Genomic DNA, 15,602 nt, shown 5'->3' on the forward strand with positions numbered 1-15,602 from the left:
GAGCGCGCAACCGTTTGGACCGGATGCGGCCGGCCCCGGGCGTCCCCGGAGCCGACCGCTCTTTAAAGGGGTGACCGGGCTGCTGTCCCCTGCCGACCGGTCACGCGCGCTGGGGCGAGGTCCCACGACGTGCCGTCAGCACGTCACACGCCCCAGCGGAGCCACGCGTGGTTTTTTCGGGCCCGCCCCTGGCTGACACGGACACCCTGACCAACGAAGTGGGGCACCGGCCGGTCACGGCGCCGGACGGGTGAGGCTGCGCCGAACGCGGGTACGCGCCGGACTCAGATCCGGCCCCGGCACAGCTCCAGCATCGTCATCGCGAGCGCGGTGCCGGGCTTGCCCAGGGCGTCGCGGTAGTGGGCGAGGACCTCCATCTCGCGGTTCAGGTTCACCCGGCGCCCGCCGGAGGCGATCCGGGACTCCTGGATGACGGCCGAGACGGCCATCCGTTCCTGGATCAGACCGATGATGCGGTCGTCGAGCGCGTCGATGCGCTCCCGGGCTCCGGTGATCACGGTGGCGGCCTCGTCGGTACGGGCGCCGGTCTTCTCGGCCTGGGTCACGGACATGGGTGGCTCCTCGGTTGTCCGGTGCCCCGGGGCGACAAGGCCCGGAAACGACAGAACGCCCCGGGCCTTGTCGGCCCGGGGCGCCTGGGAAGTCGCTTGTCAGTTGCTCAAGCAGCACGACCATGGCGCCCGGCGGGCCGGGTGCCATAGGTAAAGACGAAGGTCTGGTGCTTGCGCATGGCGACAGTATGGACCGACGCACCCGGGGCGGGCCAATCCCGGTTCGGATGGTGAGACGAAAGGTCCCACCCCGCTCCCCGGTAGAATCGACAAATACCGACCCCCTCCCACCGCCGGAAGGCCGCCAGTGTCCCCAGCGTCCACCTCCCCCAAGGACTCCGACAGGCTTCGTCCAGGGGGGGCTCCCTCCGAGCCCGACGTCGTACTCGTCGTCGACTTCGGTGCCCAGTACGCCCAGCTCATCGCCCGCCGCGTCCGTGAGGCCCGGGTCTACAGCGAGATCGTGCCGAGCACGATGCCCGTGGCCGAGATGCTGGCCAAGAACCCGAAGGCGATCATCCTCTCGGGCGGCCCCTCGTCCGTGTACGCGGAGGGCGCCCCGCGCCTGGACCGCGAGCTCTTCGAGGCCGGGGTCCCGGTCTTCGGCATGTGCTACGGCTTCCAGCTCATGGCGACGACGCTCGGCGGCACGGTCGACGACAACGGCGCGCGCGAGTACGGCCGTACGCCGCTGCACGTCACCAAGGTCGGCTCGACGCTCTTCGAGGGCACCCCCGCCGAGCAGTCGGTGTGGATGTCGCACGGCGACGCCTGCTCGGCCGCGCCCGAGGGCTTCACCGTCACCGCGTCCACGGACGTCGTACCGGTCGCCGCCTTCGAGAACGACGAGAAGAAGCTGTACGGCGTCCAGTACCACCCCGAGGTGCTGCACTCCACGCACGGCCAGCAGATCCTGGAGCACTTCCTCTACCGCGGCGCCGGCATCGAGCCGACCTGGACGACCCACAACGTCGTCGAGGAGCAGGTCGCCCTCATCCGCGAGCAGGTCGGCACCAAGCGCGCCATCTGCGGTCTGTCCGGCGGTGTGGACTCCGCGGTCGCCGCGGCCCTCGTCCAGAAGGCCATCGGCAACCAGCTGACCTGCGTGTACGTGGACCACGGTCTGATGCGCAAGGGCGAGACCGAGCAGGTCGAGAAGGACTTCGTGGCCGCCACCGGCGTCCAGCTGAAGGTCGTTGACGCGCAGGAGCGATTCCTCACCGCGCTGGCCGGCGTCTCCGACCCGGAGACCAAGCGGAAGATCATCGGCCGCGAGTTCATCCGCGTCTTCGAGCAGGCGCAGCTGGAGATCCTCCAGGAGGACGGCCCCGAGGTCGCCTTCCTCGTCCAGGGCACGCTGTACCCGGACGTCGTGGAGTCCGGCGGCGGCACCGGCACCGCGAACATCAAGTCGCACCACAACGTGGGCGGCCTGCCCGACGACATCGAGTTCGAGCTCGTCGAGCCGCTGCGCAAGCTGTTCAAGGACGAGGTCCGCATGGTCGGCCAGGAGCTCGGCCTGCCGGAGGAGATCGTCCAGCGCCAGCCGTTCCCCGGTCCCGGCCTGGGCATCCGTATCGTCGGTGAGGTCACCAAGGACCGCCTCGACCTGCTGCGCGAGGCCGACGCCATCGCCCGCGAGGAGCTGACGGCGGCGGGCCTGGACCGCGAGATCTGGCAGTGCCCGGTCGTGCTGCTCGCGGACGTCCGCAGCGTCGGCGTCCAGGGCGACGGCCGCACCTACGGCCACCCGATCGTGCTGCGCCCGGTCTCCTCCGAGGACGCCATGACGGCGGACTGGACGCGTATGCCGTACGACGTGCTGGCGAAGATCTCGACGCGCATCACCAACGAGGTCGCGGACGTCAACCGTGTCGTCCTCGACGTGACGAGCAAGCCGCCGGGCACGATCGAGTGGGAGTAGGCCTCGGCCTGACCCCCGTCTGACCTACGACGGCGCCGCCCGGTTTCGGGCGGCGCCGTCGTCGTATCCGCTTCCGGGACCGGCCCCCGCACGACTCTGTTCACCTGCCCGACCGCGCGGTAACTTCCGGCCATGACCGAGTTCCCGCAGCTGCCCGCCCCCGCGCCGATACCCGTCGACCGGCTCCACTTCGCCCTGCCGCCGGCCCACGCCACCGCGGCCGAGGAGCGGCAGTACCGCAAGGAGCGGCTGGCCGGGGCGCTGCGGCTGTTCGCGCGGGCCGGCTGCGAGGAGGGGGTCTCCGGGCACATCTCGGCGCGGGACCCGGAGTTCGAGGACTGCTACTGGGTGAATCCGTTCGGGGTGCCGTTCGCCCGGGTCACCGCGGGTGAGCTGGTCATGGTCAACGGGGACGGCCAGGTCGTCGAGGGCCGCCACCACGTCAACCAGGCGGCCTTCGCCGTCCACGCCCAGGTGCACCGGGCCCGCCCCGAGGTGGTGGCGGTGGCGCACACCCACTCGGTGCACGGGCGCGCGCTGGCGGCGCTGGGCGATCTGATCGAGCCGTACACCCAGGAGGCGTGCGCCTTCTTCGAGGACCACGCGCTGTTCGACGCCTATACGGGAGTGGTCGTCGACGCCGAGGAGGGCCGCCGGATCGCGGCCGCGCTCGGCCCGTACAAGGCGGTGATCCTGCGCAACCACGGGCTGCTGACCGTGGGGGACTCGGTGGACGCGGCGGCCTGGTGGTTCCTCTCGATGGAGCGGTGCGGCGAGGTCCAGCTGGCCGCGCGGGCGGCCGGGAAGCCGGTGCTCATCGACCGCCGGGACGCGGTCGCCACCCGCGACCAGCTGGGCAGCGACCTGGTCGCATGGATCAACTACCAGCCGCTGTGGCGCCAGATCAGTGAGTCGGAGCCCGAACTCCTGTCGTAGTACGTCAATTTGATGGTGCGTCAATCACTCGCGCCGCGTGCCCCTGCCGGGCGAATGGGGGGTTTCGTACGGCACAATTCCCTGACAGTCGACATGACTTGAGGGAAGGGCGAGATTTCCGTGGCGGTGCAGGAGGCTCGGCAATGCGGTGGTGACTGCGGTCCCGGGGCGCGGAACGGCCACCGGCGCGCGGTGGCGGAGTTCCTGGCCAAGCGCGACGGGCTCGCCGCCGGAGAAGGGCTGCCCGCCGCCGTCGCGCACTCCGCCGGGGCGTCCCGCCAGTGGGTGTCGGACGAGCTCACCCAGTCCGCCCGGGCGCTCGCCGAACGCGGCCGGGAGGCGGGGCAGGCCTGGCCGGGCGCGGTCTGGCGGGGCACCCTCGTGGCCGTGTGGGGGAGCGCCGCCGCGCTGGCCCTGGTGGAGGCCTTCACCGCGATCGGCGCCGGCTGGACCCACGCCAGGACCGCCGGGCTCGTCGCCGCCCTCGTCGTGGCGACCGCGCTGACGGGGGCGGCGTGGCTGCACCGGGCGCGCGGCGGCCTGCTCGCGCCGGTCGTCGGCGAGGACAACCGGCTCTCCACCTCGCGCGCGGTGGCCGCCGCCTGGGTGCTGCTCGTGGCCTTCGCGGTGCTCCTGCTCGCCGTGCGGCTGGCCGGGGCGTCCGGGGCCGAGGAGCGCGACGCGCTGATCGGCGGCCTGGGACTCTCCCGCGGCGCGGGCCTGCTTGCGGTGGTCGCGCTGGTCAGCGCGGTGACCGTGGTGGTGCGCCGGGTGGTGGCCGTACGCATCGCGGGGCAGCGGCTCCAGAAGGTGCGCGCGGAGCGGCCGCGCGCCGCCGATCTGCTCACCGACGACGCGGGGCGCGGCAGCTTCGCGGACGTCCAGTACGTCCTGGTCTCCACGGTCGCCGTGCTGTTCGCCGCCGTACGGCTGGCCCGGCGGCCCGACCGGCTGCCCGATCTGCCGTGGGCGCTGGCCTTCCTGGTGGCCGTGTCCGCGCTGACGTACTTCGCGGGGAAGTACGCCGAAGGCGGTCGTCCCGTCGTGCTCTCGGTGGTCCGGGCGCGCGAGGCGGGCGATCTGGACGCGCCGATCCGTACCGGTGACGACATCGAGATCCGCGGCGCCGGATTCGTGCCGCCCGGAGCGGGTACCCCCGACCGGCTCGCCCGGATGGTCGTGCGGATCGGCGCGGTCCATGTCCATGTGCCGCTGATCCCGGTCACCGGCGGCTTCGCCAACCCCAGCGACACCGTGCTGACCGTGCCGGTCCCGGTGGACGTCGAGCCGGGCCGGGTGGAGGTGCGGGTGGTCACGGCCGCGGGCGTGGAGACGAACCGGGTCGCGATCGACGTCACCGACTGAAGCGGCGCCGCCCCCGGGGGAACCGGTTGAGGAACGAACCGGTTGAGAACTGAACCGGTTGAGCCGCCCGCCGCTCCCGTACGTATGGTCAGGTGACAGGGGTTACGGGAAGGCGGGAACGGCGATGGCACACGGAAATCTCACCCGGACGCGAGGCGGGGCGGGCGGCGGCGGGGGCCTGCGGGGCCTGAAGGAGAGCGCGGGCAGGTACGCGCTGCTGCCGCTGCGCGTCTTCCTCGGCGTCACCTTCGTCTACGCCGGGTTCGACAAGATGACCGGCGGCACCACCACCCTCAAGGCGAGCGGCAGCGGCTCGATCGGGGAGCTGATGCACTCGGTGCGCGACAGCTCCGCGATCCCCGCCCTCGTCGACCTGGCCCTCAAGAGCCCGGTCGGCTTCGGGTACGCCATCGCCATCGGCGAGGTCGCGGTGGGCCTGGGCATCCTGGTCGGCCTGTTCGGACGGCTCGCGGCGACCGGCGGCGCGCTGATCTCGCTGAGCCTGTGGCTGACCGTGAGCTGGGCGACCACGCCCTACTACTACGGCAACGACCTGGCCTATCTGATGGCCTGGCTGCCGCTGGTGCTCGCCGGGACGCCGCTGCTGTCCGCCGACGCCTGGCTGGCGTCGCGGCGCCGTTTGCGCACCCCGTAGGCGACCCAGCTGGCCAGCCCGGCGAGGCCGAGCCCGCCGCCGACCAGCGGGACCACCGCGTACCAGGGCGTCCGCCACGTGTCGGCCGCGTCGCCCGCGAACAGGACGGCGACGGCCAGCATCGCCGTTCCGGCGATCAGCCGTCCGGGCCGGAACTCATGACGCGGCACGGTCCACCTCCGCCTGGCCGATGGAGACGTGCAGATCGAGCTCCAGCGTCCCGGCGGGCTTCGCCCCGGCGGGCGCCGGCAGGGTCACCGTCTTCTTCTGGTTGGGCTCGATGTCGACGTCCTCCGGTTTCTCGGTCGGCAACTGGACGTCGCCGACGCCCACCACGATGTGCGCCTTCACGGTCGCGCCCCACGGCACGACGACCTTGAGCCGCCCCGCGCCGACCTCCGCGCGCGTCTTCACGCTCTGCCCCACCGGCACCACGACCTTGCTCAGATCGAGGGTGCCCTCGCCCGACCCCAGGGCGTACGACGGCTTCACGTCGGCCGCGGCGGCCGGGGTCCAGTCGGTCCTGGTCCAGTCGGTGGTGATGGTCTTGGGCAGCGCCGAGGCGCCGGCGAGCAGGGCGGCCGTGAGCACCGCCATGAACAGCGTGCCGAACCCGGTGCGCCCCGCGAACGCGCTGATCACCAGGCCGAGTCCGAACACCACGAGGGCCGCGGTGAAACCGATCTGGAGTGCGGTGCCCAGCGGCTGGTGGGTCCAGGCGCCCGCGGTGCCCGCACCGCCCGCGAGCAGCGCGATCAGGAAGACGAAACCGCCGATGGAACGCGGGCCCCGGGTGGCCCGGTCGGCCGCCTTCTTGGCCCGGTCCGCCCGCTCCGCGCGCGCCGGGGCCCCGAAGCCGGGCGCCGCGTCGGCGTCCTCGGCGCCCCACAGATAGCCGGTGCCGACCGGGCCCGTGGTGCCGTCCTTGACGATCGGGTCGCGCCACCAGGAGGGCGAGTTGGGCGTGGGGGGCGCCTTGGTCTCGGGCGGGGCCGCCCCGGGGCCGAAGGCCGGGGAGGTGGTGCCGCCCACCGTCTGGGCGGTCACCGCGTCCGGCGGGGCGTCCGGGGGCATGACCGAGCGGCGCTGCGACCACACGCCGATGCCCGCGACGGCCACCGTCAGCAGCCCCGCGAAGCTCATCACCGAGCCGTTGTTGAGCATGGACAGGAAGATCCCGCAGCCGGCCAGCGCCATCAGCACGGCGGCCAGCGCCGGGCCCTCCACCCGCCCGGACAGCAGCCGCCGCGCCTCGTTCTCGTCCTCGTCGTCCAGCGGGAGCAGCAGCCAGCCGAACCCGTAGAAGACCAGGCCGAGGCCACCGGTGACGGTGAGCACGCCGAGCGCGACCCGGAAGATCACCGGGTCGATGTCGCAGTACCGCCCGAGCCCGCCGCAGACGCCGCCGATCACCTTGTTGTGCCCGCTGCGGCGCAGCTGCGGCGCAGCGGGCACCGGGCCCGGATCCGGGTCCGGCGGCGCGACGGGGGTCTCGGTCGGCTGTGTCATGACTCCATGGTGACGGGCCGTAGGCGGGTGCGGCACCCGCCCCCGCCCCGCCCCGACCCTGGCCTCTCCCTGAGATTGCCCCTGATGCGGAGGTGGGGACTCCCCCGGGCGGGGGAGACGGGCTCCCCCGTGCGGGGATCACGGCTCCCTCCTGCGGGGATCGCAGATCAGGGGCGTCCTGGGGGCTTACCCTGATGCCCGCACCCGCCCGGGCGTGTGACGATCGGTCCATGCCAGTCGCCGCGACCCGAACCGTGCCCCCCGAGGCCGACGAACCCCCCGTGCGCAAGCTCTACCGCTCGGCCGAGGGGCGGATGCTCGGCGGTGTGGCGCGCGGCCTCGCCGGACACCTCGGGCTGCCGGTCGTCTGGGTGCGGATCGTCTTCCTCGGCCTGTTCATGATCGACGGCCTCGGGGCGCTGCTGTACGCGGTGTTCTGGTTCGTGGTGCCGCTGGGCCTGGGCGGTACGACGGCCGAGCCGCGCTCGGCGTTCGAGGTCAGCCCCGACGGCCGCCGACGGCTGCGCAAGCCCGACAAGGGCCAGGTCGTCGCCCTGATCGCGCTCTGCATCGGCGTGGCGATCTTCGCCAGCAATGTGAACGTGGGCGGCTGGGCCAGTCCGTACATCTGGCCGACGCTGCTGGTCGGCGCGGGCGTGATCCTGGTGTGGCGCCAGGCGGACAACGCCCGGCGGGCCCGCTGGACCGAGGGCGCCCGGCGCAGCCGGCTGCTGCCGCTGGCCCGGGGTCTTGCCGGGGTCGCGCTGGTCGGCGCGGGCTTCACCGGGTTCGTGGTGGTGCGCGGCTCGGCCGCCCAGCTCGGCAACGTCCTGACGGCCGCGCTCGCGGTCATCGCGGGTATAGCCCTCCTCGCGGGCCCCTATCTGGTCCGGATGACCCAGGACCTCTCCGAGGAGCGGCTGATGCGCATCCGCGCCCAGGAACGTGCCGAAGTCGCCGCCCATGTGCACGACTCGGTGCTCCACACCCTCACCCTGATCCAGCGCAACGCGGAGAACGTGGGCGAGGTGCGGCGCCTCGCCCGCGCCCAGGAGCGGGAGCTGCGGGCCTGGCTCTACAAGCCGGAGGGCACCGGCAAGGACGAGTCGGAGGAGCCGGAGACCCTGGCCGAGGCGGTGAAGAAGGCCGCGGCCGAGGTGGAGGACAAGCACGGGGTGCCGCTGGAGGTCGTGGTCGTCGGCGACTGCCCGCTCGACGAGCGCCTTTCGGCACAGATGCAGGCCGCGCGCGAGGCGATGGTCAACGCCGCCAAGTACGGTGGCGAGGGCGGCGCCGTCCAGGTCTTCGCGGAGGTCGAGGGCCGTACGGTCTTCGTGTCCGTACGGGACCGGGGCCCCGGCTTCGATCTGGACGCGGTGCCGGACGACCGCATGGGCGTACGAGAATCGATCATCGGCCGGATGCAGCGCAACGGTGGAACGGCGCGGCTGCGTTCGGTGCCCGGCGGGGGCACCGAGGTCGAGCTGGAGATGGAGAGGGCGGACGGATGACGACGGAGCAGACCCAGGGAGCCCAGGGCGGAGCCGAGCGGCGGGTGCGGGTCGTCCTGGTCGACGACCACCGCATGTTCCGCACGGGCGTCCAGGCGGAGATCGGCCGTACCGAGGAGACGGGCGTCGAGGTCGTCGGGGAGGCGGCCGACGTGGACCAGGCCCTCACCGTGATCACGGCGACCCGGCCGGAGGTCGTCCTGCTCGACGTCCATCTGCCGGGCGGCGGCGGCGTGGAAGTCCTGCGCCGCTCGGCCCCGTTGATGGCGGACGCGGAGAACCCGGTGCGCTTCCTCGCGCTGTCCGTCTCGGACGCGGCGGAGGACGTGATCGGGGTGATCCGGGGCGGTGCCCGCGGCTACGTCACCAAGACGATCACGGGTACGGACCTGGTCGACTCGATCTTCCGGGTCCAGGAGGGCGACGCGGTGTTCTCGCCGCGGCTCGCGGGCTTCGTCCTGGACGCCTTCGCGTCGACGGACGCGCCGCCGGTCGACGAGGACCTGGACCGCCTCACCCAGCGCGAGCGCGAGGTGCTGCGGCTGATCGCGCGCGGCTATGCGTACAAGGAGATCGCCAAGCAGCTGTTCATCTCGGTGAAGACGGTCGAGTCGCACGTCTCGGCGGTGCTGCGCAAGCTCCAGCTGTCCAACCGCCATGAGCTGACGCGGTGGGCCACGGCGCGACGGCTGGTCTGACGGGGGGCCCGAGCGAACCCCGGGGGGCGGGGTGGAACCGGGATTGTCAGGACGGCGTCAATTCTCAACGTGCGCTCCTTGCACGGTAGTTACGATGCGAAGGTGATCGTCGGACACGGGGGAGGGGTCGTCCATGGGCTTTGACGAGGAATGGGCTTCGAGCAAGGCGACAGCGGCGGAAGGGCCGGTGGGCACGCGGCTCAACGGGGCGTACGACGGGCCGTTCCCGCCGTCGGGGCCGGGCGGTGACAAGGACCTGAACTCCAGCGCCGCGCGGAAGAACGCCGCCGCCAACGACATCGAGACCGACTTCGAGCCGCACACGAAGACGGCCGGTGCCTGGGCGGACGAGGCCAACGGAACGGCGGCCAAGGCGCTCGCCGGGTGGGCGACCGCGGCCGGGCTGACGAAGGCCCAGGAGAGGTGGGGCAAGTCGGTCACCGCGTTACTCGGCCGACTGGCCGGGGAGAAGTCCGCGCTGCGCGGCACGACGGGCTACTTCCAGAAGAACGACATCGGCGTCGGCAACGACTTCGGACCGCTCGTCAGACCGTCCTCGCTCAGCCAGTTCTCGCCGCCGCCGCACGCGTAGGAGTCCCGTGATGCTGACCTACGAACTGATCATGAAGACGGACTTCTCGCAGCTCACCACGACCGCGACCAAGTGGGACGACATGGCGGGCGAGCTCAAGAAGCTGGAGGAGCGCTACAAGACCCAGGTCCAGAACGTGAGTCTGGACGGCACCTGGACCGGCCAGGCCTCGCTCTACTCCCGGCCGAACTTCGCGGCGACGCACACGCAGTACGTCGCCGCGCAGACCGAGGCCAAGGCCGTCGCCTCCCTGTTACGCGACGCCCACGCCCAGTTCGTGGACCTGAAGAAGCGGGTGGAGTCCGCGCGGGACGACGCCATCAAGGCGGGCATGAAGGTCTCCGAGACGGGCGGGGCGTCCTTCGACTACAGCAAGGTCAGCGCGACGGAGGCCGACTCGGTCCGCCACGACCCAGGCCTGCGCGCCACCGAGGACTCCTGGTCGCAGCACATCGCGCAGGCCGTGACGGCCATGAACGACGCCGACCAGGGCGTGAAGATCGCCCTGGAGGCGGTCGGCGCCGACACCGATGTCTTCGACGACACGGGGAACGGCTTCAACGCCAAGGCCAGTGGCGACGTGGAGTACTACGAGGCCGTGGCCGCGATCCCGCTGGCCGAGAAGATCAAGGACGGCGACAAGCTGTCCCCCGAGGAGCTGGCCGAGGCCGAGTCGCTCTTCCGGGACAACTCCCACGACAAGGTCTTCACCCAGACCGTGCTGCAGAGCCTGGGCCCGGACGGGGCGGTCGAGTTCACCCGGCACGTGGACGACTGGGCGCTCTCCGACAAGTCCCACAAGGCCGACTACGCGGCCCTGGAACGCGACTTCGCCACCTCCCTGGCCACCGCGACGACGGTCCCGGGCAAGGTCACGGACATGCCGCCGGGCTCGGCCAAGTACAACGAGTGGCTGAACAGCCCCGACGGGAAGTTCTACAAGGGGTGGATGGAGGGGATGGAGAAGACGGGGGTCCACGACTACGGGAGCAACACCCGACCGTTGCTCGGCTACCAGCTCCTCACCACGCTGATGCAGAAGGCCGACGGCACGTACGACGACCAGTATCTGAACGCGCTGGGCGATCAGATGATCGCGGCGGAGCGGGGCAAGAAGTACAACATCTTCGACACCTGGGGCGCCGACTACAAGGGCGTCACCCCGGACCCGGTCGACGCGCTGCTCGGCGTGATGAGCAAGAACCCGGACGCGGCGACGTTCTTCTTCGACCCGGCGGACAAGACGGGCGCGGACCACCTCCACTACCTCGCGGGCCACGGGGGCGGCACCCGCGACTGGCCGCAGCACATGGTCTCGGGCGGGGTGGCCACGGCGACCTACGACCTGCCCGACAGCCATGCCGGACTGGGGCTCGCCCTGGAGGCCGCGGCGACCGGACACCCGCCCTTCGACCCGAACCGGGACCCTTGGCCGGTGCCGACGCACACCGAGGCCCAGGCGCGCGTGATGAACGGGATCCTCGGCACGCTCGACCAGGGCACCAGCACCGAGGTGCACAAGAACATGCAGGCGGCGGTGGCCAAGGCGCTGGCCGAGTACACCCCGGACACCCACCAGATCCTCGGCAACGCGGGCGGCGGCTACATCCGCGGTATGAACGACGGCTTCTGGGTGGACGACCAGGGAATGGCGCACCTGGCCACGTCACCGGACAAGCTCGTGCACGTGATGCGGGGGCTCTCCGAGGATCCGGCCGCCTACGCGGACCTCAGCAAGACGGAGCTGCGCTATCTGGACCAAGAGCTGAGCAGACTCCCGAAGGGTGCCGGCCCGCTCGACCAGAACGACCTCATCGCCAAGTCGGGCAACGCTCTGGGCACGTACACGGCGATCCGTGAGGACGTGCTCAACGACGGGCGTGTGAACGCCTATTCGGCGGCGGACTGGAAGGCCAAGGTGGCGTACCACATCATCGGCGGAGTCGTGACGCCGATGACGATCCCCACGACCGCCGGCGGGTCGATCGTCGTCGGAGACGCGATGCAGCGCGGTGTGGACACACTGGCGTGGATGTGGGGCAACGAGTTGAAGGCGGGTGCGGACGCCGAGGCCAACGCGAAGATCTCCGACACCTTCCTCAACGCCGACACCCAGATGCGTACGGTGGTGAACACCTGGGGGGAGGACCGCTACGGCACCGGTGACCCGGAGGCGCGGAAGCTGGTGGACGAGTACATCCGGCGTATGCACGACAGTCACACCACCGGCCTGTCCCAGGCAAAGGGCTATCTGACCGACACCACCAACTGACGTAGGGACGCCACGGAGCCGTGACAGTGACGAACTCGCAAGCGCCGTCGGTACGGAGTGGGTCCCGACGCCCTCCGGCGCGGGTACTCGCGGCCGTCGCGGCCGCCGTGGTGCTCGCCGCAGGGGTGGGGACCTGGCTGGTCGTGCGGTCCGACAGCGACGCGCGGCCCTCGTGCGCCACCGTCGGCAAGGACGCCCGCATCCAGAAGGATCTGGCTCCCGGCGACACGAAGGACATGAACTGCCGGGAGCTGGCGGCCGCGTTGAAGAAGGCGGCGGCCTCGGACGGCTCCGGCCGCCACACCCTCGCGCAGGCCGGGGTGATGCGCGACCTCATCAACACGCTGGACGACGACTTCCGGGACCGCGCCAGGGCGGACATCGCGGCGCCCCTGCGGGAGACGGTCGCGGAGCTGCTGGCCGACTACTCGACGGACATGCACACCATGCTCGTGCGCTACGCCGATTCGACGGCCTATCTCAGGCACGCGGGGCCGAACGGCGGCCCGTGGCGCGACGAGCAGGGAGTCGTCCGCATGCCGGTGGACAACCAGTCGCTCATCCTGGTCATGCGGGCGGTCTGCGACGACCCCGCCGCGTACGCGACGCTCCGGAAGGCCGAGAGCGTTCGCTCGGCGGAGGATCTGGCCCGTATCACCAAGACGTCGGCCGGGGAGCTGGTGACCGCCCCGGTCGGCGCCACCGCCACCGCCCTGGGGCTGCTCGACGCCATGGCGGACGAGGTGCTCGCCTCCCGCTCGAAGAGCGACGGGGCCCAGTGGAAGGCGGACGTGGTGAAGGGTCTGTCGGACGGGGGCGGAGAAGTGCCGCCGTTCTCCGCCGATCCGGCGGGGCACATCGCCCGTACCTGGGAGCGGGGCGCCGTCGGCCGTGGCTACCCGGCCCTGCTCGGGCAGACCCGGGACATGGTCGGCATCCTGGCCCAGGCGCGGGGCCGCACGGACGAGTCCCTCGCGGAGCCCCTGCGGGAGGCCACGGCCTCCAGCGGCAGGGTCGGGCGGGGCTGGCTGGACGAAGCGCTGATCAACATAGGTTCCCGGCCCAGGAGTCCCAGGCTCTGAACCCCCGGCAGACCAGTCGGCGACGGCCTGGCGCTGCGGTGTCGTCGAGGGCTCGGCAGGCAGGGAATGCCGAGGGCCCGGCAGGCGTGGAATCAAGCGCCGGGAACGTAAAGGAATCGCAAAGCGGGGCAACTCCCGTCGGCGCATCGGGCTCTTCCCGTCCGTGATGAGCCTGACCGGTACCCCCTTCCTGCTGACCGCCGTCCTCGTGGCGGTGGCGGCCCTGCTGCTGCCCCTCTTCCTGTGGAGCAGGATCGGCGGCCCGGCCGTGGTGCGGGGGGCCTCGCGGCTGCTCATGCTGGTGTTCGCCCAGTTCACCGCCGTCCTCGTGGTCTTCGTCATGGTCAACAACGCCAACGGGCTCTACGACACCTGGGACGACCTGCTGGGCACCGGCAACCACGTCAACGCGGCCCCCGACCTCGGCCCCGACGGCACCGGCGGCCAGAAGCCGGCCGCCGCGCCCAAGGTCAAGCAGACCTTCAAGGAGTACAAGGGCAAGGTCGGCAACGGCGTCATGAAGACCACGCTCAAGGGCGCGATCTCCGGCGTCGAGGGCGATGTCGCGGTCTGGCTGCCGCCGCAGTACAACGACCCGGCGTACAAGGACAAGACGTTCCCCGTGGTCGAGCTGCTGCCCGGCTACCCGGGCTCCATAGGCGCCTGGTTCGGCTCGCTGCACACCCAGCGCCAGCTCACGCCGATGATGCAGCGCGGCGAGGTCGCGCCGTTCATCCTCGTCTCGCCGCGCACCACGCTCCTGGACGGCCGCGACACCGGCTGCGCCAACGTGCCGGGCACCGTCAACGCCGACACCTGGATCAGCGTGGACGTACGGAAGATGATCACCGACAACTTCCGGGCCGCCACCGGGCCCGAGGGCTGGGCGATCGCCGGATACTCGGCGGGCGGCCACTGCGCCGCCAAGCTGGCAGTCGCGCACCCCGACCGCTACCGCGCCGGCGTCGACCTCTCCGGCTACAACGACCCGGCCGCCGAGGGCGCCTCGATCACCGCGCACGACCCGAAGCTGCGCCGTGAGTCCAACCCGCTGTGGATCCTCAAGAACGCCAAGACCCCGCCGCACACCTCGCTGTTCGTCTCCGGCGACACGGGTGACGGCTACAACGACGGGCTGGCCCTGAAGAAGGCCGCCAAGGCGCCGACCACCGTCCATGTCGTCCGGCTGAACGGCGGCGGCCACCGCAGCAGCGTCTGGGAGCACCAGGTGCCCGACGTCTTCCGCTGGCTCACCAAGGAGCTCGGTCAGGCGGGCCGGGTCGCCCCCGCGAACGGCATCTGATCGATCGGCGCGACCCGCACCGGCGCCCCCGGGTGCGGCGCGTGGATCATCTGGCCGCCGCCGATGTAGAGCCCGACGTGGCTGATGCCCGAGTAGAAGAAGACCAGATCGCCGGGTGCCAGGTTCGAGCGGGCCACGCGGGCGCCCGAGTTGATCTGTGTGTACGTGGTCCGGGGCAGGGAGACGCCGGCCGCGCCCCAGGCCGCCTGGGTCAGCCCCGAGCAGTCGAACGAGGACGGCCCGGTCGCGCCCCACACATACGGCTTGCCGAGCGCGGTGTAGGCGAACGCCACGGCGGCCGCCGCCCGGCCGCTGGGGGCCGGCGGCAGCCCGGCGGGGACGGCGGGCGTGCCGGGGGCCGAGGAGCGGCTGGGGCCGAGGAGCGGCTGGCGCGGCCGGGGGTGCCCGCGCCGGCCCGGGCGCCGTCCCCGCCGTCGTACTCCGCCCGCTGCTCGGCGGTCAGCTGGGCGAGCAGCGCCTGCGCCGAGTCGAGCTTCGACGTGATGGTCTCCTTCTGGTGCTTGAGCTCGGCCTGCTGTCCGCGCAGCTCGGCGAGCCTGCCGTCGGCGGCGGTGTGCAGCCGCTTCAGCTCGTCGAGCTGCTTGCGGACCCCGGCGACCGCGGTCGTGGTCCGGTCCCCGGCCCGCTCCTGGAAGGCGGCGTCGTCCAGGTACCGCTGCGGGTCGGACGACAGCATCAGCTGGAGTGCGGGGGCGACCCCGCCGGTGCGGTACTGGGCGGTGGCGATCGAGCCCAGCGCGTTGCGCGCGCTGTTGAGCCGGTCGGTCTTGCGCGCGGCCTCGTCCTGGAACGCGTCGACGGACTTCTGGGCGTCGTCCGCCTTCTCCTTGGTGCCGTTGTACGCCTCGGTGGCGACCTCCGCGTCCTGGTAGAGCCTGTCCACCTTGGCCTTGACCTGGGCCGGGGTCAGGCGGGGCTCGGCGTGTCCGGAGCCTTCGAAGGCGGTGGCGGTGGCGGCTCCGGCCAGTGCGAGGGTCGCCGCGGTGCGGGCGGCGGGGCCGGTGAGCGGGTGCTGCCTGGGCTTTCGGTGTGCAGCCACTGGGGCCTTCACGTCCTTCCGTGCACATCCGGCGACGGACCGCACAGGGGGGACGGCCCGCCGCCGGATCTCTCGGCTGGCGACCGATGACCGCCCTTGAGGGGGCGGCGATGGGGAGTCGGT

Annotated in this window: 13 protein-coding genes and 1 pseudogene; 10 read left to right on the top strand and 4 right to left on the bottom strand. The window is 72.0% G+C overall.

Annotated features, from left to right (window positions below; all coding sequences use genetic code 11):
* Positions 1-284: 284 nt before the first annotated feature.
* The gene (locus A8W25_RS19785; RefSeq protein ID WP_067163262.1) at positions 285-572 is read right to left on the bottom strand and encodes a chorismate mutase; all 288 of its coding nucleotides are present in this window, start codon (positions 570-572) and stop codon (positions 285-287) included.
* A gap of 421 nt (positions 573-993) precedes the next feature.
* On the opposite strand from A8W25_RS19785, the gene guaA reads away from it, so the two are divergent.
* From guaA to A8W25_RS19805, 4 genes are all read left to right on the top strand, one after another.
* The gene (gene guaA, locus A8W25_RS19790) at positions 994-2,496 is read left to right on the top strand and encodes a glutamine-hydrolyzing GMP synthase (RefSeq protein WP_067164248.1); all 1,503 of its coding nucleotides are present in this window, start codon (positions 994-996) and stop codon (positions 2,494-2,496) included.
* A 132-nt stretch (positions 2,497-2,628) separates the two neighbouring features.
* Entirely contained in the window at positions 2,629-3,432 is an 804-nt protein-coding gene (locus tag A8W25_RS19795; protein ID WP_067163263.1) for a class II aldolase/adducin family protein, read from the top strand.
* Positions 3,433-3,552: 120 nt separating this feature from the next.
* Positions 3,553-4,797, top strand: a complete 1,245-nt coding sequence (locus tag A8W25_RS19800) for a hypothetical protein (protein ID WP_067163265.1) — start codon at positions 3,553-3,555, stop codon at positions 4,795-4,797.
* 124 nt (positions 4,798-4,921) lie between these two features.
* A complete protein-coding gene (locus A8W25_RS19805) occupies positions 4,922-5,452 on the top strand; it encodes a DoxX family protein (RefSeq protein WP_067163267.1) in 531 nt (176 codons plus the stop codon).
* Here A8W25_RS19805 and A8W25_RS32635 read toward each other — a convergent pair.
* Complete coding sequence (locus A8W25_RS32635) at positions 5,356-5,622, bottom strand: hypothetical protein (protein WP_079126186.1); 267 nt, start codon at positions 5,620-5,622, stop codon at positions 5,356-5,358. The genes A8W25_RS19805 and A8W25_RS32635 overlap by 97 nt on opposite strands.
* Positions 5,609-6,961 (bottom strand): PspC domain-containing protein, encoded by a 1,353-nt coding sequence (locus A8W25_RS19810; protein WP_067163269.1) that lies wholly within the window; start codon positions 6,959-6,961, stop codon positions 5,609-5,611. The genes A8W25_RS32635 and A8W25_RS19810 overlap by 14 nt, the downstream gene beginning before the upstream one ends.
* Positions 6,962-7,191: 230 nt before the next feature.
* On the opposite strand from A8W25_RS19810, the gene A8W25_RS19815 reads away from it, so the two are divergent.
* The 6 genes from A8W25_RS19815 to A8W25_RS19840 all read left to right on the top strand — a co-directional run bounded on the left by A8W25_RS19815 (position 7,192) and on the right by A8W25_RS19840 (position 14,419).
* Complete coding sequence (locus tag A8W25_RS19815; RefSeq protein WP_067163270.1) at positions 7,192-8,472, top strand: ATP-binding protein; 1,281 nt, start codon at positions 7,192-7,194, stop codon at positions 8,470-8,472.
* Positions 8,469-9,170, top strand: coding sequence for a LuxR C-terminal-related transcriptional regulator (locus A8W25_RS19820; protein WP_067163272.1), 702 nt, complete (start codon positions 8,469-8,471; stop codon positions 9,168-9,170). The genes A8W25_RS19815 and A8W25_RS19820 overlap by 4 nt, the downstream gene beginning before the upstream one ends.
* A gap of 133 nt (positions 9,171-9,303) precedes the next feature.
* Complete coding sequence (locus tag A8W25_RS19825) at positions 9,304-9,762, top strand: hypothetical protein (protein WP_067163274.1); 459 nt, start codon at positions 9,304-9,306, stop codon at positions 9,760-9,762.
* 10 nt (positions 9,763-9,772) lie between these two features.
* Entirely contained in the window at positions 9,773-12,034 is a 2,262-nt protein-coding gene (locus tag A8W25_RS19830; RefSeq protein ID WP_067163275.1) for a hypothetical protein, read from the top strand.
* Between the two features lie 26 nt (positions 12,035-12,060).
* Positions 12,061-13,116, top strand: coding sequence for a hypothetical protein (locus A8W25_RS19835; RefSeq protein WP_158942621.1), 1,056 nt, complete (start codon positions 12,061-12,063; stop codon positions 13,114-13,116).
* Positions 13,117-13,282: 166 nt separating this feature from the next.
* A complete protein-coding gene (locus A8W25_RS19840) occupies positions 13,283-14,419 on the top strand; it encodes an alpha/beta hydrolase (RefSeq protein WP_067163279.1) in 1,137 nt (378 codons plus the stop codon).
* Here A8W25_RS19840 and A8W25_RS19845 read toward each other — a convergent pair.
* A pseudogene (locus tag A8W25_RS19845) lies at positions 14,383-15,479 on the bottom strand (NlpC/P60 family protein). The gene A8W25_RS19840 and the pseudogene A8W25_RS19845 overlap by 37 nt on opposite strands.
* Positions 15,480-15,602 lie beyond the last annotated feature (123 nt).

Source organism: Streptomyces sp. ERV7, from assembly GCF_001653515.1.
Classification (GTDB): Bacteria; Actinomycetota; Actinomycetes; order Streptomycetales; family Streptomycetaceae; genus Streptomyces.